The organism is Kitasatospora cheerisanensis KCTC 2395 (genome assembly GCF_000696185.1).
GTDB classification, from domain to species: domain Bacteria; phylum Actinomycetota; class Actinomycetes; order Streptomycetales; family Streptomycetaceae; genus Kitasatospora; species Kitasatospora cheerisanensis.
Genome location: NZ_KK853997.1, coordinates 5447075 through 5469315, shown reverse-complemented (window position 1 = coordinate 5469315; position 22241 = coordinate 5447075). Strand labels below are relative to the sequence as shown.

At 74.9% G+C, this 22241-nt stretch carries 19 protein-coding genes; 5 read left to right on the top strand and 14 right to left on the bottom strand.

Annotated elements, in window-relative coordinates; genetic code table 11:
* Positions 1-126: 126 nt before the first annotated feature.
* Together KCH_RS24900 and KCH_RS24895 are read right to left on the bottom strand one after the other, a co-directional pair.
* The gene (locus KCH_RS24900; protein ID WP_035866641.1) at positions 127-1692 is read right to left on the bottom strand and encodes a PucR family transcriptional regulator; all 1566 of its coding nucleotides are present in this window, start codon (positions 1690-1692) and stop codon (positions 127-129) included.
* Positions 1693-1845: 153 nt separating this feature from the next.
* Positions 1846-3915 carry an ATP-binding protein gene (locus KCH_RS24895; RefSeq protein WP_208865980.1) on the bottom strand — a complete coding sequence of 690 codons (2070 nt, stop codon included), beginning with the start codon at positions 3913-3915 and terminating at the stop codon, positions 1846-1848.
* 164 nt (positions 3916-4079) lie between these two features.
* On the opposite strand from KCH_RS24895, the gene gabT reads away from it, so the two are divergent.
* The 3 genes from gabT (at position 4080) to KCH_RS24880 (ending at position 7827) form a co-directional block, all read left to right on the top strand.
* Positions 4080-5420 carry a 4-aminobutyrate--2-oxoglutarate transaminase gene (gene gabT / locus KCH_RS24890; protein ID WP_035866638.1) on the top strand — a complete coding sequence of 447 codons (1341 nt, stop codon included), beginning with the start codon at positions 4080-4082 and terminating at the stop codon, positions 5418-5420.
* 549 nt (positions 5421-5969) lie between these two features.
* On the top strand, positions 5970-6590 hold the full coding sequence (locus tag KCH_RS24885) for a phosphatase PAP2 family protein (RefSeq protein WP_035866637.1): 621 nt from the start codon (positions 5970-5972) through the stop codon (positions 6588-6590).
* A 121-nt stretch (positions 6591-6711) separates the two neighbouring features.
* Positions 6712-7827: a glycoside hydrolase family 18 protein gene (locus KCH_RS24880; protein ID WP_244305419.1), complete on the top strand. Its 1116-nt coding sequence runs from the start codon at positions 6712-6714 to the stop codon at positions 7825-7827.
* Positions 7828-7839: 12 nt separating this feature from the next.
* Here KCH_RS24880 and KCH_RS24875 read toward each other — a convergent pair whose 3' ends face one another.
* Positions 7840-8172: a DUF2218 domain-containing protein gene (locus KCH_RS24875; RefSeq protein WP_035866633.1), complete on the bottom strand. Its 333-nt coding sequence runs from the start codon at positions 8170-8172 to the stop codon at positions 7840-7842.
* Between the two features lie 124 nt (positions 8173-8296).
* Between KCH_RS24875 and KCH_RS24870 the strand changes: the two genes are divergently transcribed.
* Positions 8297-8767, top strand: a complete 471-nt coding sequence (locus KCH_RS24870) for a MarR family winged helix-turn-helix transcriptional regulator (RefSeq protein WP_035866631.1) — start codon at positions 8297-8299, stop codon at positions 8765-8767.
* On the opposite strand, the gene KCH_RS24865 is transcribed toward KCH_RS24870, so the two are convergent.
* Positions 8688-9614 (bottom strand): EamA family transporter, encoded by a 927-nt coding sequence (locus tag KCH_RS24865; protein WP_035873574.1) that lies wholly within the window; start codon positions 9612-9614, stop codon positions 8688-8690. The two genes, KCH_RS24870 and KCH_RS24865, sit on opposite strands and share 80 nt — an antisense overlap.
* A gap of 112 nt (positions 9615-9726) precedes the next feature.
* Between KCH_RS24865 and KCH_RS24860 the strand changes: the two genes are divergently transcribed.
* On the top strand, positions 9727-10650 hold the full coding sequence (locus KCH_RS24860) for a LysR family transcriptional regulator (RefSeq protein WP_035866629.1): 924 nt from the start codon (positions 9727-9729) through the stop codon (positions 10648-10650).
* A gap of 2 nt (positions 10651-10652) precedes the next feature.
* Here KCH_RS24860 and KCH_RS24855 read toward each other — a convergent pair whose 3' ends face one another.
* The 10 genes from KCH_RS24855 to KCH_RS24810 form a co-directional block, all read right to left on the bottom strand.
* Positions 10653-11384, bottom strand: coding sequence for a ZIP family metal transporter (locus KCH_RS24855; RefSeq protein ID WP_035873573.1), 732 nt, complete (start codon positions 11382-11384; stop codon positions 10653-10655).
* A gap of 217 nt (positions 11385-11601) precedes the next feature.
* Positions 11602-12039: a DUF6278 family protein gene (locus KCH_RS24850; RefSeq protein ID WP_035866626.1), complete on the bottom strand. Its 438-nt coding sequence runs from the start codon at positions 12037-12039 to the stop codon at positions 11602-11604.
* Positions 12040-12113: 74 nt separating this feature from the next.
* Positions 12114-13802 carry a restriction endonuclease gene (locus KCH_RS24845; protein ID WP_035866624.1) on the bottom strand — a complete coding sequence of 563 codons (1689 nt, stop codon included), beginning with the start codon at positions 13800-13802 and terminating at the stop codon, positions 12114-12116.
* 193 nt (positions 13803-13995) lie between these two features.
* A complete protein-coding gene (locus tag KCH_RS24840) occupies positions 13996-15045 on the bottom strand; it encodes a hypothetical protein (RefSeq protein ID WP_035866622.1) in 1050 nt (349 codons plus the stop codon).
* A gap of 158 nt (positions 15046-15203) precedes the next feature.
* Positions 15204-15488 carry a hypothetical protein gene (locus KCH_RS41630; protein ID WP_157032182.1) on the bottom strand — a complete coding sequence of 95 codons (285 nt, stop codon included), beginning with the start codon at positions 15486-15488 and terminating at the stop codon, positions 15204-15206.
* 357 nt (positions 15489-15845) lie between these two features.
* Entirely contained in the window at positions 15846-16493 is a 648-nt protein-coding gene (locus KCH_RS24830) for a YigZ family protein (protein WP_035866618.1), read from the bottom strand.
* 109 nt (positions 16494-16602) lie between these two features.
* Positions 16603-17886: a DUF6986 family protein gene (locus tag KCH_RS24825; protein WP_035866616.1), complete on the bottom strand. Its 1284-nt coding sequence runs from the start codon at positions 17884-17886 to the stop codon at positions 16603-16605.
* Positions 17887-18042: 156 nt separating this feature from the next.
* Positions 18043-19755, bottom strand: coding sequence for a DUF2637 domain-containing protein (locus tag KCH_RS40005; protein WP_208865979.1), 1713 nt, complete (start codon positions 19753-19755; stop codon positions 18043-18045).
* Between the two features lie 322 nt (positions 19756-20077).
* Positions 20078-20746, bottom strand: coding sequence for a response regulator transcription factor (locus KCH_RS24815; RefSeq protein ID WP_035866613.1), 669 nt, complete (start codon positions 20744-20746; stop codon positions 20078-20080).
* On the bottom strand, positions 20698-22035 hold the full coding sequence (locus tag KCH_RS24810; protein WP_244305418.1) for a sensor histidine kinase: 1338 nt from the start codon (positions 22033-22035) through the stop codon (positions 20698-20700). The genes KCH_RS24815 and KCH_RS24810 overlap by 49 nt, the downstream gene beginning before the upstream one ends.
* Positions 22036-22241 lie beyond the last annotated feature (206 nt).

Below are 22241 nucleotides of genomic sequence, written 5' to 3'. Positions count from 1 at the left end.
CCTTCCCTCGAATGCTTCGCTTTCCCGTTCACGGTAGGGGGAGGGGGACGGCTTTCCGATTGGACGGACGGGAGGAAAGCAGCCCGTCGATTTCTACGGACAGGACAGGCCCGTCCGGGGCGGGGCTCAGTCCTCGCCCGCCCGCAGCGCCAGCCACAGCTCCATCCGGACGTCCGTGTCGTCCAGCGAGCGGCCCAGCAGCTCCTCGACCCGGCGCATCCGGTAGCGCAGGGTGTGCCGGTGCACGCCGAGGTCGGCGGCGGCCGCGTCCCACTGGCCGTGCCGGGACAGCCAGGCCCGCAGCGAGGCGACCAGGTCGCCGCGGGCGGTCCGGTCGTGGTCGCGCAGCGGGCGCAGCAGGCCCTCCGCGAACGCGGTCACGGCCTCCTCGCCGAGCAGCGGCAGCAGCGAGCCGGCGCCGACCTCCTCGTGGTCGACCGTCCGGCGGCCGCCGCGCTGGGCGACCGCGAGGGCGCGCTCGGCCTGGGCGTGCGCGGTGCCGGCGTCCTCCAGCGCGGCGGGGGCGGAGACGCCCAGTGCCAGGCCCTCGTGCTCCTCGACCGCACCCAGGCAGGCCCGGTGCACCGAGCCGTTGTCCAGCGCGAGCACCATCAGGCGCGGGCCGTGCGCGCCGTCCTCCCGGGCCACCAGCAGCTTCTCGCCGACCTTGCCGCCCGCCTGCTCGGCGCGGTCGCCGAGCTCGCCGAGCGCCTCGGCGGCCTCCGGGCCGGGCCCGGCAGCGGCCACCAGCACCCGGACGGTGCCCTCCGGCAGGCCGCCGAACAGGCCGGCGGCCACCTGGCGGGCGGTGCCGACCTCGCCGGCCAGCACCATCCGCAGCAGCGCCGCGCCCATCTTCTCCTCGGCCTGCCGCAGCTCCCGGGAGCGCTCCAGGGTGAGGGTGAGCAGGGCGACGGCGGCGTTCAGCACGTACCGCTCGGTCGGGGTGATGCGGTCCTCGGTGCCGACGGCGAGGAAGCCGCGCGGGCGGCGGTCCGCGCCCAGCGACTGCACCACCACGTAGTCCTCGTCGGCGGTGTCGATGGTCCCGGCCCGGCCCTGCAGCGCGGCACTGGACGGCGCGGGGCGGCGGCGCAGCCGGTCCACCTCGGCGGCCAGCCGGCCGGCCCGGCGGGCGGCCCAGTCCGGGGCGACCGCGGACAGCGCGCCCGAGCCGTCGTACAGCGCGGCCCAGCCGCCCAGCCGGGCGGCCAGCCGGCGGACCACCGCGGTGGTGCCGTCCTTGCCGAGCGCGGCCCGGGTCAGCTCCTCCTGCGCCTCGAAGCTGGTGGTGACGGCCTCGTACTGCTCGGCGGCGAGGGCCGCCGACACCGCCTTCGAGATCGCGATGAACGGCGTCGCCTCGGGCACCCGCAGCAGCGGCAGCCCGCGCTGCGCGGCGGCGTCCACCAGGGCCTGCGGCACCTCGGTGTGCGAGAGGCCGACGCCCAGGCCGAGCCCGACCACGCCGGCGTCGGCCAGCCGGTGCACGTAGGCCTGCAGGCCGGCGGCGCTCTTGCCGAGCTTGATGCCGGTGGTGAGGAGCAGCTCGCCGCCCTCGAGGAACGGGGTGGGGTCGTCCAGCTCGCTGGTGTGCACCCAGCGGACCGGGCGTTCCAGGTGGTCCGCGCCGGCCAGGACCGTCAGGTGGAGCGTGCTGGTGCGGACGACGGAGGCGAGTGTGGGGGGCATGGCACCTTCGGTGGTTCGACCTGGTCGCGCCGTTGCGACCGGGCGAGTGAGGGTTCTCCCCCCATTATGGACGCTCCGGACAAGCCGGGATGCCGAAATCCGCCGGTCCGTACCTTCCGTGACCCAATGCTGACCGCCCCGCGACTCCGGCCGTCAGTGCCGCAGGTCCACCAGCAGCGGCGGCACCTGCTCCCCCGTCACCGAGGTCAGCGAGATCACCGCGTGCCCGGACGGCAGCGCGTGCGCCAGGTCGGACGGCGACCAGCGGTGCCGCTCGACGTCCCGGGTGGTGACGGACTCGGTCTGCGCGGTGGTGCCCGACAGCGCCTTGCGCACCATCCGGCCGGCCCGCCGCATCGTCCCCCCCGAGGTGTCCGGGGTGTGCGTGACGGCGGTCTCCCGGACCAGGTGGGTGCCCCAGGCCTCGGAGAACAGCCGGCCGTCCCACGGCGCGATGCCGGGGAAGGCCATCCGGTTGCCGACCGCGCCGAACAGCGGCGCGCGCAGCGCCTCCGGCAGGTCCGACAGGGTGCGCAGCAGCAGCACCACGCCCGCGTTGGCGCCGCGCAGCCGCTGGATGCCGCGGATCGTCTGGGCGTCCACGGCGGCGGTGGCGTCGTCCAGCACCAGGCCGGCGAACAGCTCCCGGTCGCCCCGGTCGGCGGCGGCCTGGGTGAACTGGCCCAGCAGCAGCCGCGACAGCATCCGGGCGGCCTCCGGGTGGCTGCGCTCCGGCAGCTTCACCCGCACCCGCAGCGGGTGCTCCAGCGCGCGCATCGCGAACGCCGGCTTGGCGTCCGGGCCGCCGGAGAAACCGGGCGCCAGCGCGGGACGGTCCAGCAGCGCCAGCCGGTCCGCGAGCAGCGCGCCCGGGTCGTCCACCCGGCCGTGCATCCGCTCGCGCTGCTGCACGTCGGCCTCGAACTCCGGCCGGCGGCCCGACTTCTGCAGGTTCTCCGCGAGCTCCGCCCAGCCGTCCGCGTCCCCGGCCAGCAGTGCGCGCAGCTCCCGCACCCCCGGATAGCGGCCGTACGCCGCCCGGAACGGCCCGACCACCTGCTGCATCGCGGTCCGCGCGCTCTCCGCGCGCGGGGCCAGCTCGTCCGGCAGCAGCGCGTCCGCCAGCCGGGCCGCCGCCTCGTCCGGGCTCGGCGCCGCACCGTACAGGTCCAGGCCGTACGGGGCCGACGGGTCGCCGGGGGCGATCACCACGTCGTACCAGTCGTCCGGGCCGAGGTCCGCGTCCGACGCCCCGACCACCACCGCGCAGGCCGCGCCGGCCAGCGCCTGCAGGCACAGCGCCTCGGCGACCGGGCGGGCCAACGCCGCCGTCTTGCCGGTGCCGGCCGGGCCGACCGCGAGCAGCGAGGTGCCGAGCAGCGCGGGGTCCAGCGCGAAGCCCGCGTTGCGGTGCGTCACCGGGTTCTTCGGCACGTCCTGCGCGGTGCCCAGCCGTACCTGACGCACCATCAGGTCGTGCCGCGCGGCCCGCCCGCCCGGCAGGTCCCGCTGCTCGGACGGGTGCGCGCAGGCGGCCGCACCGCGACTGCCCACCTGCGCGGCGAACTCGTGGCGGCCGGCCGGGTCCGCGCCGACACTCCGCCAGGCCTGGTGCAGCCGCACGTAGTCCACGTCGCCCACCGGCTCGGCCTCCAGCCGCCGCACCGCCTCGCCGGCGGGCCGCAACTCCGCCCACACGTCCACGACGGGCGCGGCCTCGGGCTCGGGGGGCACTTCGGTGACGGTGCGGGAGACCAGCGGCAGCAGGAAACGGCGGCCGACTTCGCGCCAGCGGCCCATGCGGCCGAAGATCCTGATGACCAGGGCGATGACCAGCAGGTTCACCAGCAACGCGAGCAGGATGGTGGGCGTGGTCGGCAGGTCTCCGAGCCCCAGCATGCCGAGGCCGGAGAGCGCGAAGCCGCGGCCGTAGATGAAGACGAACCAGGCCACCACCAGGTTCAGCGCCGCCCGCAGCAGCAGTGGCCCCGCCGGGGTCTCCGCGTCCCCCGCCTTCTTCGGGTCGTACGGGGTGTGGTGCTGCCGGTAGATGCCGGGCGGGGTCTGCGGGCGGGGGGCGGTGGCCCAGGTGGGGAGGTGGAAGGGGCGCGGGGCGGGGGGAGGTGGGGGTGGGCGTGCTGGGTTCGCGCGTCGTTCAGTTCCACTTCGGGCCCCTCCTACGTTGCCGGTGGTCTCGGACCCGCTCCGCCGTCCCGCCGGCACACCCGGGGCCAATGTAGTGGAGGGAGCGGGGGCGGGAGCCGATCTTCGGCCACTGGCCGCGCAGGACAATTCGTACTGCGCAGCAGTACCGAGTGGCGCATGCCCGCCGAACGGGGCCGGTCGTAGCCTGCGTCTACCGCGCCTTGAGAACTTGGAGAAGACAGATGAGCGCTGCAACGCCGCTCCCGCAGGAGCGCCGCCTGGTCACCGCGATCCCCGGCCCGAAGTCGCAGGAGCTGCAGTCTCGCAAGCTCGGTGCGGTGGCGGCCGGTGTGGGTACCACGCTGCCGGTGTACGTGTCGCGCGCCGGTGGCGGCGTGCTGGAGGACGTGGACGGCAACAGCCTGATCGACTTCGGTTCGGGCATCGCCGTCACCAACGTGGGCAACAGCGCCGCCGCCGTGGTCGAGAAGACCACCGAGCAGCTGGCCGCGTTCACCCACACCTGCTTCATGGTGACCCCGTACGAGGGTTACGTGGCGGTGGCCGAGGCGCTGAACGAGCTGACCCCGGGCGACCACGAGAAGCGCACCGCGCTGTTCAACTCGGGTTCCGAGGCCGTCGAGAACGCGGTGAAGATCGCCCGCGCCTACACCAAGCGCCAGGCGATCGTGGTGTTCGACCACGGCTACCACGGCCGAACCAACCTGACCCTGGCGCTGACGGCGAAGAACATGCCGTACAAGCAGGGCTTCGGTCCGTTCGCCCCCGAGGTCTACCGCGTGCCGGTGGCCTACCCGTACCGCTGGCTGACGGGTGCGGAGAACGCCGCGTCCGAGGCCGCCGCGCAGGTGATCGAGGCGATCAACAAGCAGATCGGCGCCGAGAACGTCGCCGCGATCATCATCGAGCCGATCCAGGGCGAGGGCGGCTTCATCGAGCCGGCCAAGGGCTTCCTGCCGGCGATCGTGGAGTTCGCGAAGGCGAACGGCATCGTGTTCGTCGCGGACGAGATCCAGACCGGCTTCTGCCGCACCGGCCAGTGGTTCGCGTGCGAGGACGAGGGCATCGTCCCGGACCTGATCACCACCGCCAAGGGCATCGCGGGCGGCCTGCCGCTGTCGGCGCTGACCGGCCGCGCCGAGATCATGGACGCCGCGCAGACCGGTGGTCTGGGTGGCACCTACGGTGGCAACCCGGTGGCCTGTGCGGCCGCGCTGGGCGCCATCGAGACCATGAAGGAGCAGGACCTCAACGGCAAGGCGCAGCGGATCGGCGAGATCATGCTGGGCCGCCTGCGGGCGATGCAGGAGAAGTTCGACATCATCGGTGAGGTCCGCGGCCGCGGCGCGATGATCGCCGTCGAGCTGGTGAAGCCGGGCAGCAAGGAGCCGAACGTGGAGGCCACCGCGGCCATCGCGAAGGCCTGCCACGCCGAGGGCCTGGTGGTGCTGACCGCCGGCACCTACGGCAACGTGCTGCGCTTCCTGCCGCCGCTGGTGATGCCGGAGCACCTGCTGGTCGAGGGCCTGGACATCCTGGAGTCGGCCTTCGCGGGCGTCTGACCCCCAGGCGATTCCCCCTGAGCGACGCGGGGGCCGGACGGAAGCGGATCCCGTCCGGCCCCCGCGTTTCGTTCTCCCGCCGTTCCCCCGCTCCCGCCGGCCCCGGCCGGCCCCTTCCCCGCTCACCCTCCCCCGCTCCCCCTCCCCCTCCTCCCGCTCACCCTCCTCCCGTTCGCCCCTCCGACCCCGTGCGTTCGCCCCTCCGGTCCCACGCGTTCCGGCCGTCCTGGCGGTGCCGGTTCGGCTGTCAGAGCCCTGTGCGTGCGGCTGTTCGGGCACCGGGTGGAGGTTGCCCCGCCGGTGGTGAAGATGCTGTGCACGAAAGCCTGTCGGCCGTTGGCGCGCCCCGGCTTTGACGTACTGTCATCACAGATGGACAGCGAACCTCAACCACTGCCCACATCGCCGTCCGCCGTCGAGGCGGGCGCACCGGACCGATCGACCGGCCGTCCCGCCCACACCCCCCGGGCCGCACGGCGCGGCGATCGCCTTGGCCGCCCCGGAGCTCTCCCCCCTGCTCCGGGGCGGCCTGTTTTTGCTGTTCTGCCCATGACACTCCTGGTGCTGCTGGTGCTGATCTCCTGGCAGGTGGCGGTGGACGGCCCGCTGCTGGGGGTCGACACGGCGGTGCGGGACGCGGTGCGGCAGGTCCGCGGGGCGCTGCACTCGACGCTGCTGAACCATCTCGGGGTGGCGCTGTCCGATCTGGGCGGCGGGGTGCCGGCGGTTCCGGTGCTGCTGGGGTGCGCGGGCCTGGCGGCTTGGCTGGCCCGGCGGGACGGCCGGCCGCGCTGGTGGATTCCGGTGCCGGTGGCCGTGGCGGCGGCGGTGGCGATCCCGCTGCTGGTGGTGCCGGCCAAGGCCTGGTTCGCCCGGCCGGGCCCGTTCGGGCTGCCGCTGGCCGCGGACCAGTGGGGCTGGTACCCGTCGGGCCACACCGCGACCTCGGCGATCGCGTACGGGACGGCGGCGCTGCTGCTGGCCCGGGTGCTGCCGTCGTCGCGGGCCCGGCAGGTCGGGTGGGCGACGGTGCTGCTGTGCGCGGGGGTGGGCACCGGGCTGGTGTGGAGCGACTTCCACTGGCTGCTGGACGTGCTCGCCAGCTGGTGCCTGTCCGGCCTGCTGCTGCTCGGCCTGCACCGCCTGCTGCCCCGGCTCGACCTTCGCTGACGTCCTGTCAGTTCGCAGTTCGGTCCGGACCATTGACGCCCTCCGGGCTCGCGCGCACCCTGTTCCCCACCCATCTGCACGCGATCGCCGGGAGGCGAATGTGCGTTCCCCAGTCATGCCCATGACGCGCCTGGCGGTGGCGGCCTCGCTGCTCGCCCTCGCGGCGACGGCCCTGCCCGCGGCCGGTGCGACGGCGGCGACGGCGGCGACGGCGGCAACACCCCAGGCTTCGGTGGCCGCCCCGATGCAGGTCTACGGCGCCTGGCACTGCAGCGACGACGCCTGCACCTGGGCGAAGGCCCGGGACATGGCGCAGTTCGACGCCGCCAACCACTGGCTGGTCGACCGCGGCGACGGCCGGCCGTCAGTGAACGTGGTGGTGCTGAGCTTCGTCAATCCGCTGCGGCTGCTGAACGGCACCACCGACGCGGGGGACGCCGCGGGCGTGCCGGTCGGGATGAACCAGCAGGTGGTGGACTACTTCACCGCGCACGGGATCCGGGTGATGCTCTCCATCGGCGGCATCACCTACACCGGCGACTGGGACTCCGCGCTGGCCCAGAACGGCGGGCTGCTCGGCCAGAAGGCGGCGGCGCTCGCGTCGAAGCTCGGGGTGGGCATCGAGATCGACTACGAGAACAGCAACTCCCCGAACCTGACGGGCCTGCAGGCCTTCGTGGACGCCTACCGGGCCGCCCACCCGTACGACGCCTCGGGCGCCGACCCGGCCGCGCGGCTGACCATCGACGTGGCGGCGGGCGACCGCTGGCTGAGCGGCATCGACCAGTACGCCACCGCGCACTGGCTGACCACGGCGAACCCGGTGCTGGACTACGCGAACGCGATGGTGCCGAACAAGCAGCCCTCGGCGTCCACGGCGATCGCCAACTGGCAGGAGCACCTGGACGGCAAGCCGACGTACAGCCCGCCGATCCCGCCGCTGGCGCCGGCCAAGTTCACCGGCAGCCTGTACATCGCGGAGGGCTCACAGGTCCGCCCGGAGTGCACGAACTTCGCCAACTCGGTGCAGAGCGCGACCGGCAGCTGGGTGCAGAGCGCCGCGCCGAACGGTGCGGGCACCAGCGCGGGCCTGCTGGGCTTCATGTTCTGGGCGGCCGAGAAGCCCTCGACCCGGGGCGTGACCACGGCGCCGCCGAACGGCTGCCAGGGCGGGGTCGGGGCGGGGGCGACGGCGTTCTCGGTGCCGGTGCCGATGCCGCCGCTGCGGCAGGGCTGAGCGCGGGGCCGGTCAGTCCTCCTCGCCGGTCAGGCGCTGGACGGTGCCGGCCTCGCCGCTCTCGCGCTGCCAGGCGACCACCAGCTCGTCGCGGGTGCCGAAGCGGACCAGGTGGCGGCCGACCACGTCCTCCAGCTGGGGCAGGTTCTCCTCGGCGCCTTCGACGGCGAGCAGCAGCGCGCCGTCCTCGGCGGTGAGTTCGGCCTGTCCGGCGCCGAAGGTGAGGGTGCCGCGGCCGGTCTCCTCGGACCAGTCGGCGGGGATCTTGCGGCCCATGTGGGCGGCGAGCTGCTTGGCGTAGCGGCCGGGGCGGTCGGTGGTGACGCGGGCGGTGGAGCGGGCCATGGCGGGACTCCTCGTGGACACGGGTGACTTAGGCTGACCTAAGTTACTCGATTGCTGAGCCAAGCTCAACATATTTCCGGGAGCGGCCCCCGGCCGCCACCGGACCGACCGCTAACCTTTGCGCATGACCTCCCCCGGCCCCGCCGACACCGCCGCGGAACTCGCCGACGCCCTCACCCGGGCGATGAAGCGGATCCGCCGGCGGACCATGCAGCGGCTGGAGCCGTACGGCATCACCCCCGCCCAGGGCCGGGCGCTGCGCACGCTCGCCCACGCGCCCGGCTGCGAGAGCGCCGAGACGATGCGGCTGAGCGAGCTCGCCGAGCGGCTGCGGATCGCGCCCCGCTCGGCGACCACCGTGGTCGACGCCCTGGAGGAGGCCGGCCTGGTCGCCCGCACCCCCGACCCGGCCGACCGCCGCGCGGTGCGCCTGGTGCTGACGGCCGCGGGGCACGGCGCGCTGGAGCGGATCTCGCAGGTCCGGCACGAGGTCGCGCAGGAGTACTTCGGCCCGGTCAGCGCTGCCGAGCAGGACGCGCTGCTCCGGGCGCTGCGCCGCGCCGAGGAGGCGTACGAAGCCGGGCCCACGCGCTAGCGGGCACCGCGCCCAGCCCGATCCCGGCGATCACCAGCACCGTCGCCGCGCCCGCGAGCAGGCTGAACCGCTCGCCGAGCAGCAGCGCCGCCGAGGACATCCCGAACACCGGCACCAGCAGCGAGTACGGGGCGACCACCGAGGCGTCGTAGCGGCGCAGCAGGTGGCTCCAGCCGACGAACGCGAGCAGCGTGGAGACGAGTCCGACGTACAGCACCACGCCGACGCCGGCCCAGCTGATGCCGCACAGCGCGGCCCAGTCCGCACCGGGGCCCTCGACCAGCAGGGAGAGCGCGAGCAGCGGGAGCGGCGGCACGGCGGAGACCCAGACCATCCAGCGCAGCGCGTCCGGCGGGGCGGCCTTGCGGGTCAGGACGTTGGCCAGGCCCCAGGCCATGGCCGAGCCGATCAGCAGGGCGAACGCGCCGACCGGGCCGTGCACGCCGTGGTCGAGGGCGGCCAGCGCGATGCCCGCGAAGGCCAGGGCGAGGCCGGCGATCCGCACCGGGGCGGGGCGTTCGCGCAGCATGGCGGCGGCGAACAGCGCGGTGAACCCGGCCTGGCCCTGCAGCACCAGCGAGGTGAGTCCGGCGGGCATGCCGGCGTGCATGCCGAGGAAGAGCAGCCCGAACTTCACCACGCCGAGCGTCACTCCGACGCCGAGCACCCAGCGCCACGCCACCCGGGGCGGGCCGACGAAGAACACCGCGGGCAGGGCCACCACGGTGAACCGGAGCGCGCAGAACAGCAGCGGCGGGAAGTCCTTCAGGCCGACCTCGATCAGCACGAAGTTCAGGCCCCAGACGGCGGCGATCAGCACGGCCAGGGCGACGTGGCGGGCTCCCATGGTGGAGGACGAGGGCGGCAGGGCGGGGGAAGACGGCATGCTCCGACCTTCGCGCACTCCGATCGTTCAGCACCAGCGACAGTTTCTCCGGTTCATCGTTTAGCATCGCTGCATGATGGATCTGGGACGCCTGCGCGCCCTGCACGCGGTCGCCGTGCACGGCTCGGTCGGCGGCGCCGCCTCGGCGCTCGGCTTCACCCCCTCCGCGGTCTCCCAGCAGATCGCCAAGCTGGAACGCGAGACCCGCACGGTGCTGCTGGAGCGTCAGGGCCGGGGCGTGCGGCTCACCGACGCCGCGCACCGGCTGGCGGACACCGCGCAGCGGGTGCTGGCGCTGGTCGAGCAGGCCGAGGTGACGCTGGAGGAGCAACGCGGCCGGGCCGCCGGTCGGCTGCTGGTCGCCTCCTTCGCCACCGCGGCGCGCGGCCTGCTGCCCGGCGTTCTGGCCGAACTCCACGTCGGCTTCCCGGAGTTGGAGGTCCGGCTACTGGAGAGCGATCCGTATCCGGCGGCCGAGCTGGTGGCCCGCGGCGAGGTGGACCTGGCGGTGGTGCAGGACTGGGCCTCGGTGCCGCTGCCGGTGCAGGAGGGCCTGGACCGGCTCGACCTCGGCACCGACCCGGTCGACCTGCTGCTGCCCGCCGACCACCCGCTGGCGGTGCTCGACGCCGTCCCGGTGACGGAGCTGCGCGGGCAGCGCTGGACCAGCGTCCCGCCGGGCAACATCTGCCACGACTGGCTGCTGCACACCATGCGCGAGATCGGCGAGGAGCCCGATGTGCGCTACCAGGTCGGCGAGTTCGACACCCAGATCGCGCTGATCACGGCCGGCCTCGGCCTGGGTCTGGTGCCGCGGCTGGCCCGCGGCCCGCTCCCGCCGGGGGTGGTCGCCCGCCCGGTCACGCCCGAGCCGTTCCGCCGGGTGCACGTGCTGTGGCGCGCGCAGACCTCGCGCCGCCCCGCCGTCACCGCCGCGCTGGACGTGCTGCGCCGCCACTGGGACGCGCTGGACCTCCGGGCGGGGCAGCCGCTCTGACCTCAGGTCAGCCCGATCACCAGCCACATGAAGCCGACGCCCAGCACGGTGCAGGCGAGGGTGGTGCGCGAGGGGTGGGGGCTGTGCGCCTCGGGGAGGATGTCGGAGGTCGCCAGGTACATCAGGAAGCCGCCGAAGAATCCCAGGTACAGGCCGAGCAGGTGCTCGGGGATGGTGAACAGCAGGGTGATCCCGGCGCCAGTGACGGGCGCGACGGCGTCGGCGAACAGCAGGGTGACCGCCCGCCGCCGGTTGTTCCCGTACAGCCGGGTGAGGGTGTAGGTGTTGAAGCCGTCGGCGAAGTCGTGGGCGACGACGGCGATGGCGACGACGGTGCCGACGGTGGTGCCGGCCTGGAACGCGGCGCCGATCGCGAAGCCGTCCATCATGCTGTGCAGCACCAGCGCGGAGGCGGCGGCCAGTCCGACGCCCTGTTCGCGGTGGCGGTGCCCGGGCCCGTGACCGTGCCCGTGGGCGTGGCTGTGCGCGGCGTACTCGCCCTCGTGGCCGCGGTGGATGGCGACGGCCCGTTCGACGATGTGGATGACCAGGAAGCCGGCGGCGAACATCAGCAGCGCCTCGGGGACGCCGTGGAGTTCCTCGGGGGCCTGGGCCATCGCCTCGGGGAGCAGGTCGAAGGCGACCACGCCGAGCATCAGTCCGGCGGCGAAGCCGAGCACCAGGTGGCGGCGGTCGCCGGTGCGCTGGGCGACGAAGCCGCCGATCAGGGTCATCAGGAAGGCGCCCGCGGCGACCAGCACGGCGGTCAGTTCCGGCCTCCCCCGGTTCGTGCCAGGGGCCGGACGGCTGTGCGGGCCGCTGCCCACGGCTGCCCAGTCGTCCGGCCCGGGCCGGACGGTGCCGGGCCCTGCACCCCACTGTGCGGCGCGGCCGCCCTTCCTGCCGCCCGGGCGGCCCGTCGGGGTGACGCCGCGTCATCCTGACGTGCCGTCAGCCGTCCCCGGCGGCGCGGTAGATCGCGGCGAGCTGCGGGGCGCCCTGCACGGCCCAGTCGGTGCCGAGGGCGGTGACGTCGAGCTCGAAGCCGGTGGCCAGCACCATCAGCGGCCGGCCGTCGGCGGCCAGCCGCCAGGCCGAGCCGGGGATCCGGCGGCGGATCACCGTGCCGAGGTACAGGCCGGCGTCGGTGCCGAGCCACCGGGAGACCTGCGGGTCGTCGCGCCAGCGCGGCAGCAGCTGGTCGAGCGCGGTCAGCGAGTCGACGGTGTCGTCGAGCCTCACCCCCGAGGCGTCGGCGAGTTCGCGCAGCAGGCCGCACTCGGCGTACATCTCGGCCATCGCCCGTTCGCGGGCCTGCTCGGCGGTGTGCCGTTCTGCGTTCTCGGCCGGGCGCCGGTCGGACCGGCGGCCGAGGAATCCGTTCTCCACGGTCCAAGCCTGTCACTCCGGACGGCGCGACGGCCGAAGGCAGGTCGGGACCCGCCGGGGTTCCCGACGGGCCGTCAGGCGGTGAGCGGCAGCGACAGGTGGGTCAGGGCGAGTTCGCGGATGCCCTGGCCGTCGATCAGGTGGATCCGCTGGTGGCGTTCCTCGGTGGTCAGATCGACGGCCTCGTCGGTGAACCGGCCGCAGGTCATCCGCAGGCCCCGGTCGGCGCCCTCCTCGCGGACGGCCTCGGACAGCGTGGCGATCTCCTCGGCGGTGACCGGCGCGGGTCCGCGGGAGGCCCACACCACCCAGCGGCCGGGGAGCCGGCTGTCGGGCTGTCCTTCGGCGGTGGCGACCAGGCCGGCCGGGCCGCGCAGCCGCACGCTCCAGTCCGCCAGGCCGCCGGCGGTGAGCACCGCCCGTACCAGCAGGGCGAATTCGCCGGGCGAGAGCTCGCCGAGCGCGGGCACCGCGGCGGCGGCGCCGCCCCACGGCACCACGGCCTCGTCGCCGTACGGGTCGGGGGTGATCACGGCGGCCAGGGCGCGCAGCCGCAGCAGCGACTCGTCGTGTTCGGCGTCCGCGTACACGCCGTCGTCGCCGAGGTGCCCGGAGTCGGGCACGAGGCGGGTGCGGGCCAGCGCGTCGCGGTCGGCGTCCACGCTGAGCAGGCAGCGCGGGGGCCGGCCGGGCTCGCGCAGCCAGCCGTTCAGCACCACGCCGGCCAGCACGTCGTCGGTGTCGACGGCGTCGGCGGCCTGCAGGGCGCGCAGCGCGAGGCGGGCGGCGAGGCGCAGGTAGTCGGCGCGGACGTCGGCCTCGGGGCGGTGGACCGGCTCGACGGCGCCGTCCTCGGTGAGCCGGTAGCCGGACAGCGCGGGGACGGTGTCCAGCGGCGGCAGGTCGAGGTCGAGGACGGCGGTGCGGGTCAGCGCCCGGAACACCGCGCGGCAGGGGGCGGGCAGGTCGCGGGTGGAGCCCTCGGCGGCGGCCAGGGCGCGTTCCAGCAGCGACTCGACGGCGGCGGGCTCGGCCTCCCGGTAGGCGCGGCGGCACTCCTCCAGGCTGTCGTTGTACTCCTGCACGGCGCGGGCCCGGGCCTGTTCGGCCTCCTCGTGGGCCTGCCGGGCGGCGACCGCGCCGCTGTCGGCGAGGTCGGCCTGCCGGGTCCGCCACTCGCGCAGCGCGCGCTGGTGGCGCAGCCGGGCCTGGGCGAGTTCGCGCTGGTATCCGGAGTCGAGCAGGCGGCGCGAGCGGGGCTGGTCGGGGTCGGTGCCGGCGGGCTCGGGCGGTGCGAAGTCGGCCCAGGCGGGCTCGGGTTCGGCGTCCGGCGCGGCGTCCGGGTACGGCTTGGGCCGGTAGCTGCGCAGCTGGCTCTCGAAGTCCATCGCGGAGACCGGCTGGGCGGCGCGGCGCAGCAGGTCGGCGAGGCGTTCGTGGTCGGCCTGCACGGCGAGGGTGCGGTGGTGGGTGAGTGCGGCGGCCCGGCCGTGCGCGGCCACCGGGTCGTCCGCGGGGCGGGTTCCGCTGCGGGCGCGGCGTCGGGGGCGGTCCGCGGGGGACGACGGTCGGGGCGGGCTGCGGGGGCGCCGGGTGGGCGTGCCCGGCGGGCGGGGCTTCCTCGGCGCGGGGAGCTGCTCGGTGGGCTCCTGGGTGGGCGGTTCGTCCTCGTCGGCGCCGAGTTCGCGGAAGAGCGAGGCGAGGAACCCGGGCTGGAGCACCGTGGCGGTGCCGTCGGCGCGGCCATCGGATGGGTGCTGCATCGGCGGTCGTTCCCCCTGCTCGTCCGGCGCACGTCGGAGGGCCGCCGTCGGCGGGGCCCGAGCAGCATTGTCCCCCGTCCGGGGCTCCGGGTCAGCCAACCGCTCGGGTTTGGCCGAGCGTTGACGCCGGATCAGCCGACCGCCCCGGCTCCGGTGCGGGCCGGGGCGGTCGGTGCGGACCGCGCCGCGCGGGTCAGTTGGTGCGGGTGTTGGTCAGGTGCAGTCCGATGTAGCCGACGTAGATCCGGCCGCTGCCGGAGCAGTCGTCCAGGTAGTGCACCCGGGGGGCGGTGCCGCCGCCGCCGATCCGCAGGTGCGCGCCCATGAACGCGCGGCAGGACGAGTCGACCACGGCGGGGACGGGCAGCATCCGCTGGCGCTTCCACTTGCCGTGGCTGGCGACGGTGCGGGACTCGCCGCGGACGGCCTTGCGCGGCGGGAAGCGGTGGCAGCCGGGCGGGGTGTGCTCGCACCACTGCTTGAAGTCGCCGCCGGCCTCGCCGCGCACGGCGGCGTCCGCGTACTCCTGCAGCGCCGTCAGGCCGTCCCAGGTCAGCCGGGCCCAGCCGGGGCCGTCGGCCTGGCCGTCCAGGGCGAGCGTCTCCTTGCTGTCGCCGGTGAACTCCAGCAGCGGGAACTCGTGGAAGCGGTCGACGAGTTCGCCGAAGCTGGCGGGGTCGGTGCCGCACCGGGTGCGGCGCGGCGGGCGGGGCTGCTCGGTCCGCAGCCGGCAGCGTTCCAGCCGGACCGCCGGGTGCGCGGGCCGCTCGGGCGGCTTGCGCGCCTCGGGCGGCAGCCACAGCGACGGCACCACCGACAGCGGTGCGGGCAGCGCGAGTTCGGCAGCCACCCGGCGCGGCTCGCGGGCCAGCAGGGCGGCGGCCCGGCGCAGGTTCTCGTCGATCCGCTGGCGCGGCAGGACGGGGTGCCGGGCGGCGTCGGCGCGGGACGCCGGGTCGACGTCCGGCAGGAAGGTGCGGATCGCCCCGCCGTACACCTTGTGGTACTCCAGGGCCAGGTTGAACCGGGGCAGCGCGGTGTGGCCGAGCACGTACATCGAGGCCAGGCCGGGGAGTTGGCGCAGCAGCGGGCCGAGGACCGTCTCCTGCCACTCCTCGATCGGCACGGCGGGCGGGACGCTGGCCACCACGGTCGGCAACTGCCGTTCCGGGTCGCACAGTTCGTCGATCAGGTCGTCCAGGTCGGCGGGCCCCAGCAGGTGCGGGGCGACGGCCAGCGGCACCGGGCCCTCGGCGGCGTCCAGCAGCGGCAGCAGCCGGCGGACGAGTTCCGGGACGGGGACGCGGCCGTGGCCGGCCAGCGCGGGCCCGGAGGGCAGGTGCTCGGCCTCGAGGCGCAGCCGGGTCGGGCCGTCGGCGTCCTCGGCGGCGAGGGTGAAGGTCAGTTGGTCGGTGCCGTGCGGAGCGGGCGTGCGGAGTCTGCGGCGGCTGTAGCGGGCATCGGGGCCTCGGCCGGGCAGCGGTCCGCCGTCGCGGTCCAGCAGTACCCGGTCGCCGAGCCGTAGTCGCTCCGGCGGGCCCCGTGGTCGCGGGGCGGGGGCTCGTCGTGGCCCTCCGCCTTCAGCCAGGCGGCGAGCAGGTGGTCGACGAGGGCGGTCGTGTCGTGGTGCGGGCGGGGTGTCGCGGCCGTCAGCCGATAGGGCGGCTGGGCGTGGTCGGTGGGCATACGCGGAACCTCCCGAGGTGCGGTGCTGCGGTCTGCGAGTCTCCTTCCGGTGCCGTCCCGGATCGTTGCTTCCTGACTAGGAGACGAAGTGACCCGGAGCGGAAGTTCCAAGTCCGGCCCCGGTTCCTTCGTTCGGGTGTCATCGGACGGCTACCGGAACTCCGCCCGCGCCGCCTCTGCTACCCGCACGCCCGCGGTTGATGCAGTCTCCCGGTCCGCGGTCCGATCCTGTTCCCCCACCGGGATTTGGCCGGAAACCGACTGCCGCTCGGCCGGGCGCCGGGAGCCGGCCGGCCGGATGCCGGGTGCCGTCCGGCCGTCAACTCGCCGAAGCGGCCGAGACGTCGGCCTCGCGGCTCAGACGTCGACCTCGACGAAGGTCCGCCCGGCGGGCTGCGCGCTCGCCGAACCGCCGGTCGCCTCGGCCAGCCAGGTGTGGAACTCCGTCACCTCCGGCTCGGGGACGCCCACTTCGATCCGCACCCCGTCCGCCAGGTAGTCCAGCCCGGCCACCGTGTAGCCCGCCGCCCGGACGTCGTTCTCCAGCCGCCCGGCCCGGGTGTGGTCCACCGACACCGACAGCAGCGCGACCGGCCGCCGCTCCAGCAGCCCGATCTCGTCCAGCGCCTCCGACACCGCCGCCCCGTACGCCCGGACCAGCCCGCCCGCGCCCAGCTTGATCCCGCCGAAGTACCGGGTCACCACCGCGACCGTGTCGGTCACCCCGCGCCGCCGCAGCACCTCCAGCATCGGCACGCCCGCCGTCCCGGCCGGCTCCCCGTCGTCACTGGACCGCTCGCGCGGCTGCTCCTCCCCCACCACGAACGCCGTGCAGTTGTGCCGGGCGTCCCAGTACTGCTTGCGGATCCCCGCGATGAACGCCTGTGCCGCGTCCTCGTCCGCGACCCGCGCCAGGTGGCAGATGAACCGCGACTTCTTGATCTCCAGCTCGTGGCTGCCATCGCCCCGGACGGTCAGGTACGGCTTCGGGCTCGGCTCGGCCATGACGCTGGTGCTCTCCGCTGTCGCTCTCCACCCGGCACCGCCACGCACAGCAGCCACCGGCCTCCCCGCCCAGCCTAGTGCCGCCCCGCGCGGTTCCCGCCCCGCCCGCTCAGCGGCCGGCCAGGGCGTTCAGCCGGGGGCGGTCCAGGCCGGTGCGGGCGGTGACCTCGGCGGGGTCGAGGGCTCCGCAGTCGAGGCCGCGCAGCAGGTGGCCGCCGAGGGCGCGGGCGGTGGCGGGCTCGTCCAGGACGGCGCCGCCGGCCCTGGCGACGTAGGCGGCGAGCCGGTCGCAGGCGCCGTCCAGGCCCTCCCGGTAGAAGGCGTAGACGGCGGCGTAGCGGGTGGGCAGTTGGGCGGGGTGCAGGTCCCAGCCCTGGTAGTAGGCGCGGGCCAGCGAGCGGCGGACCAGTCGGTGGTGCAGCCGCCAGGCGGCGTGCACCTGCTCGGCGGGGCCGGTCGGCAGGACGTTGGTGGAGCCGTCGGAGAGCCGGACGCCGGTGCCGGCCGCGGCGGCCTGCATGACGGCCTTGGCGTGGTCGGCGACCGGGTGGTCCAGGCCCTGGTGGGCGGCGCCGACCCCGCAGGCGGCGCTGTAGTCGTAGGTGCCGTAGTGCAGGCCGGTGGCGCGGCCCTCGGCGGCGTCGATCATCAGCGCGACGGTGGCCCGGCCGTCCGGGCCGAGGACGGCCCGGGTGGTCTCGATCTGGATCTCGAACCCGAGCCGCCCGGCGGGCAGTCCGGCCCGCTGCTCGAAGTCCGCCAGCAGCCGCACCAGCGCGGCGACCTGGGCGGTGTGACTCACCTTCGGCAGCGTGAGCAGCAGCCCGTCGGGCAGTCCGCCCTCGGCCAGCAGGGTGCCGAGGAACAGTTCGAGGGTGCGGATGCCGCGGGCCCGGACGGGGGCCTCCAGGCACTTGGTGCGGATGCCGAGGTACGGCGGCGCGCTGCCGTCGGCGACTGCCGCGGCGACCAGTTTCGCGGCCCGCACCGCCGCAGCGTCCTCCTCCGCGTCGGGGCGCGGCCCGTAGCCGTCCTCGAAGTCGATCCGCAGGTCCTCGATCGGCTCGCGCGCCAGCTTGGCCCGCACCCGGGCGTGCACCTCGGCGAGCAGCGCGTCCTCGGCCACCCCGAGCGCCCGGGCCAGCCGCCCGGGCGTACCGGCGTGCTCCTCGAACACGGCGAGCGCCTGCGCGCCCCACTCGCGGACGGTGTGCGCCCCGAACGCGTCGGCCGGCACGTACACGGTGTGCACGGGCTGCCGGGCGGACGGCTCGCCCGGGTAACGGCGCGTCAGTTCGGCGTCCACCGGCGTCAACAGGGCCTCCACGGCGGCGCGGGCGGCGGCGGAGAAGGCGACCGGTGCTGCGGGTCCGGCCTGAGGGGGCTGCGACATCCTGAGCTCCTCCGCTCACCGCACGCGCTTCGACGAATGGTGCGGCGACGGTAGTGCGGGCCCCCGGAAGCGTCAACGGCCGCCCGCCGGAAGCGTCGGCGGACGGCCATCGTACGAAGCACGGCCCGGGGCGGCGTCAGCGCCGGGCCCGGACGGTCACTCCCGGCCCGACAGGATGTACCGCTCCTGGAGTTGCTGCCAGACCTTCTCGACGTCCTTCACCGACACCCCGCCGTCCGGCCGCGAGCCCGGCACGCCGCGCTGCGACAGGTACTCGGCGAAGCGACGCTCGTCCGGCTGACGCTGGTTCGTCTCCATGTAGCTGACCAGCGCGTCGAAGCACTCATCCGCGTTCAACGGCTCCACCCCGCCCGCGAACGGACGGCGCGCCGGGGCCTCCTCCACGCCCTCGTCGAACGGCAGCGTCTCCGCCTCCATCATCGCGTCCAGCCGCAGCGGCCGACCGCCCAGCCGGATCGGCTCGGCCTCCTGCCCGGGCCCCGCCTGACGGCCGTTCGGCTCCACCGGCACCGGCTGCGGCTGCGGCTGGGCCTGCGGGCCCTGCGGCCGGGCCGGGCCGTGGCCGTTCGCGGCCGCCCGCTGCTGCTCGGCTCCGGCCTCGAAGTAGTCCTCGGGGTAGTCCGGCTCCTCGTAGCCCTGGTCCGCGTAGGCCTGCTCGGGGTAGTCCTCCGCCGGCTGGTAGCCGGACTGCGGACGGCCCTGCGCCTCGGCGTCCTGCGGGCGCGGCGCCTTGAACCACGGCGACGCCTGGCCCGGCACCCGCGCCGTGTGCACCTGGTCGGGCTCCGCCACGTGCGAGCGGACCGGGCGCGCCGTCCACACGTTCACGTCCCCGGACGGGTCGACCACCGGCGCGGCCTGCGCCGCCTCCGGGTCCTGCTGGTCCCGCAGCCGCACCGCGGCCAGCTTCGCCAGCGTCGGCACCGCGACCGCCGCGGACACCGGCGGCACCGCCGGCTGCTGCGCCTGCTTCGGCTGCGCGACGGGCGCGACGGCCTGCGCCTGTACCGGCGCCTCCACCGGCGCCTGCCCCTGCACGGGTGCCTGCGTGGCCGCCGGCGCGGTGAGCGCCGCCGGCAGACCCTGCGTCATCTGCCCGGCCACCGGGGCCGTCCGGCCCGGCTGCACCGTCTCCGCGGGCTCGACCGGCGCGGCGCCCGGCACCTGCAGCGGGCCGTCGATCCGGTCCAGCACCGTCGGGTCCAGCGGCACGCCGTACTTCGCCAGCTTCAGCGGCAGCAGCGCCTGGAACGGCGCCGACCGACGCCAGCCCCGCCCGTACCGGAACCGCAGCTGCGCCCGGTACACCAGCCGGTTCTGCTCCAGCCGCACCGTCTCGTCGTACGACCGCAGCTCCCACAGCTTCATCCGCCGCCACAGCCGGAACGTCGGCACCGGCGACAGCACCCAGCGCATCAGCCGCACCGACTCCATGTGCCGGTCCGCGGTGATCGCCGCGATCCGCCCGACCGCGTGCCGGGAGGCCTCGACGACCACCACGAACAGCACCGGGATCACCGCGTGCATCGCCATGCCCAGCGCGTCGCCCCAGGACGCCGCCGCGTTGAACGCGATCGTCGCCAGCGTCAGCAGCCAGGCCGTCTGCCGCAGCAACGGGAACGGGATCCGCAGCCAGGTCAGCACCAGGTCCAGCGAGAGCAGCACCACGATGCCCGCGTCGACGCCTATCGGGAAGGCGTACGCGAAGGCGCCGAAGCCCTTCTCCAGCGCCAGGTCCCGCACCGAGTTGTACGACCCGGCGAAACCGATGCCCGAGATCACACACGCGCCGACGGCCACCACGCCCAGCAGAGCGCGGTGCGCACGGGTAAGGGAAGGACGTGCCATTCGATGATCAACCCCTGGGACTCGGCAGCTGCCGTATACGACCTGTAGCCGCCGAGTACACGTCCCCGCCCGGGGCGCATCACCACGTGACAACGCGATACTGATGCGCCGTTGACAGACTCGGCCCACCGGATACTACTCGTACGGGCGTTCACCCCCGTCGCCAGGCCGGACCGGCACCACTCCTCCACTGGTCCACACCACCGCGTACACCGTCCCGCCCCACCGCGGGCCCACCCCGGCCGGCCCACCCGCCGGGCGAGCGGGCCGAGTTCACCGATCCGGTGCGAGGCCGCGCCGAGGCCCCCCGCCGTGCGCGCCGCTATCCGGCCGGCGGCCGCTCCGCCGCGCCGTTCAGGTACGCCAGGACCGCGAGCACCCGCCGGTTGCCGTCCTCCGTCGGGGCCAGCTCCAACTTCCCGAAGATGTTCGCGATGTGCTTGGCCACCGCCCCGTCACTGATCGTCAGCCGCGCCCCGATCGCCGAGTTCGAGCAGCCCTCGGCCATCAGCCCGAGCACCTCCCGCTCCCGCGGCGACAGGCGCTGCAACGGCGCCGAGCCCGCGTTGTGCTGCAACAGCCGGCCGATCACGTCCGGATCCATCGCCGTCCCCCCGGCCGCCACCCGCCGCACCGCGTCCACGAACTGGTCCGCGTTGAACACCCGGTCCTTCAGCAGGTAGCCCACGCCGCCGGTGCCGTCCGCCAGCAACTCCCGTGCGTACAACTGCTGCACGTGCTGCGACAGCACCAGCACCGGCAGGCCCGGTATCTCCCGCCGGGCCGCCAACGCCGCCTGCAGCCCCTCGTCCGTCAGCGTCGGCGGCAGCCGGACGTCCACCACCGCGACGTCCGGCCGCTCCGACAGCAGCGCCGCCAGCAGGTCCGGCCCGGTCTCCACCGCCGCCGCGATGGTGAACCCGTGGACCTCCAACAGCCGTGTCAGGCCTTGGCGAAGGAGGTAGAGATCCTCGGCGAGGACAACACGCACGGCAGCTCCATCGTGATGGTGGTCGGCCCGCCCACAGGACTGTCGAGCGAGATCACTCCGTCGAACGTACCCAACCGCTTCTCGATCCCCTGCAAGCCACCGCCGGCCTCCATCCGCGCACCGCCGTGCCCGTCGTCCGTCACCACCACCCGCAGCCGACCCGCCCGGTGCAGCACGTCCACCCACACCTGCCGGGCCCGGGCGTGCTTCGCCGCGTTCGCCAGCAGCTCGCTGACGCCGAAGTACACCGCCGTCTCCAACGACGCCTCCGGACGCCCCGGCAGACTGACCGTCACCTCCGTCGGCACCACCGAGGTCAGCGCCAGCTCGCGCACCGCGTCCGGCAGGCCGCGCTCCGCGAGCACCGGCGGGTGAATGCCCCGGACCAGGTCCCGCAGCTCCTGCAGGGCCTTCGCCGAGGACTCCCGTGCCTCCGCCAGCAGCTCCCGCGCGGCCGTCTGGTCACTGCCCATCAGGTGCTCGATCGTCCCCAGCGTCAGCCCGATCGCCACCAGCCGCGCCTGCGCCCCGTCGTGCAGATCCCGCTCGATCCGCCGCAACTCCGCCGCCTGGGCGTCCACCGCGACCGCCCGGGTCTCCGTCAGATGCGCCACCCGCTCGGTCAGTTGGGCCCGGCTCTGCCGCGGCCCGCCGCCCAGCACCCGGGACGCCAACTCGTGGTGCGCCCGCACCGCCCAGGGCATCGCCAGCAGGCCCACCGCGACGCCGGACCCGCCGATGATCGCCGAGCACAGTAGGTTCACCCCCTGGTGGCTCAGCCCGAAGAACTGCCGGTGGTCCACCGGCACCGAGGCGACGAACACCAGCCCGCTCACCACCGCCGTCATCGGCACGCCGATCAGCACCAGCACCCCCACCGGGTTCACCAGCAGCCACAGCGCCTCACGCCGCACCTGCTGATCGCGCAGCGCCCAGCCGACGAACTGCACCAGCCGCGCGACCCCTTCCTTCTGGTGGTACGAGAACCCCGTCCACCAGAAGCCGCGCTCGTCCCGCTCCAGCGGCAGCCGCGGCGAGTACACCACCCGCCACGACTCCCCCGACGACCGCTCCACCCGCCGCCGCGTCCACTCCGCCCCGCGCCGGACGCACCAGTACAGCGACGCCACCGCCACCAGCAGCGCGGCCGGGACCACCAACGGCAGCCCGCCATCGAAGAACCGAACCAGCGTCACCCCCGTGAACACCGCCGCGAACACCGGTGCCACCACCGCCAGGCCGGCCGCGACCGCCATCACCAACGCCTGCCAGCCGGCCCGCAACCCCACCCGGGCCCGCGCCTCCGCAATGGACCTGACGGCCCCCCTGTCGAACCATGCTGCCGTCGCCACAGAACCCAACTCCCCGAGAAGTCGATCGCCGTCCCCAAGAACGCTCTCAGTCTCCCCACGACCCCCGGGCCGGCGCATTGGCCGTGCCACCCGTCTTTCAGGTGGACCTAACACCACCCCATTTCCTGGTGGTAGACCCCCTG

Excerpts from the sequence above, each read along its gene's own strand:
- KCH_RS24900 (WP_035866641.1), bottom strand. The coding sequence starts at position 1,692 with ATGCCCCCCACACTCGCCTCCGTCGTCCGCACCAGCACGCTCCACCTG.
- gabT (WP_035866638.1), top strand. The coding sequence starts at position 4,080 with ATGAGCGCTGCAACGCCGCTCCCGCAGGAGCGCCGCCTGGTCACCGCG.
- KCH_RS24885 (WP_035866637.1), top strand. The coding sequence starts at position 5,970 with ATGACACTCCTGGTGCTGCTGGTGCTGATCTCCTGGCAGGTGGCGGTG.
- KCH_RS24880 (WP_244305419.1), top strand. The coding sequence starts at position 6,712 with ATGACGCGCCTGGCGGTGGCGGCCTCGCTGCTCGCCCTCGCGGCGACG.
- KCH_RS24875 (WP_035866633.1), bottom strand. The coding sequence starts at position 8,172 with ATGGCCCGCTCCACCGCCCGCGTCACCACCGACCGCCCCGGCCGCTAC.
- KCH_RS24870 (WP_035866631.1), top strand. The coding sequence starts at position 8,297 with ATGACCTCCCCCGGCCCCGCCGACACCGCCGCGGAACTCGCCGACGCC.
- KCH_RS24865 (WP_035873574.1), bottom strand. The coding sequence starts at position 9,614 with ATGGGAGCCCGCCACGTCGCCCTGGCCGTGCTGATCGCCGCCGTCTGG.
- KCH_RS24860 (WP_035866629.1), top strand. The coding sequence starts at position 9,727 with ATGATGGATCTGGGACGCCTGCGCGCCCTGCACGCGGTCGCCGTGCAC.
- KCH_RS24855 (WP_035873573.1), bottom strand. The coding sequence starts at position 11,384 with ATGACCCTGATCGGCGGCTTCGTCGCCCAGCGCACCGGCGACCGCCGC.
- KCH_RS24845 (WP_035866624.1), bottom strand. The coding sequence starts at position 13,802 with ATGCAGCACCCATCCGATGGCCGCGCCGACGGCACCGCCACGGTGCTC.
- KCH_RS41630 (WP_157032182.1), bottom strand. The coding sequence starts at position 15,488 with ATGCCCACCGACCACGCCCAGCCGCCCTATCGGCTGACGGCCGCGACA.
- KCH_RS24830 (WP_035866618.1), bottom strand. The coding sequence starts at position 16,493 with ATGGCCGAGCCGAGCCCGAAGCCGTACCTGACCGTCCGGGGCGATGGC.
- KCH_RS24825 (WP_035866616.1), bottom strand. The coding sequence starts at position 17,886 with ATGTCGCAGCCCCCTCAGGCCGGACCCGCAGCACCGGTCGCCTTCTCC.
- KCH_RS40005 (WP_208865979.1), bottom strand. The coding sequence starts at position 19,755 with ATGGCACGTCCTTCCCTTACCCGTGCGCACCGCGCTCTGCTGGGCGTG.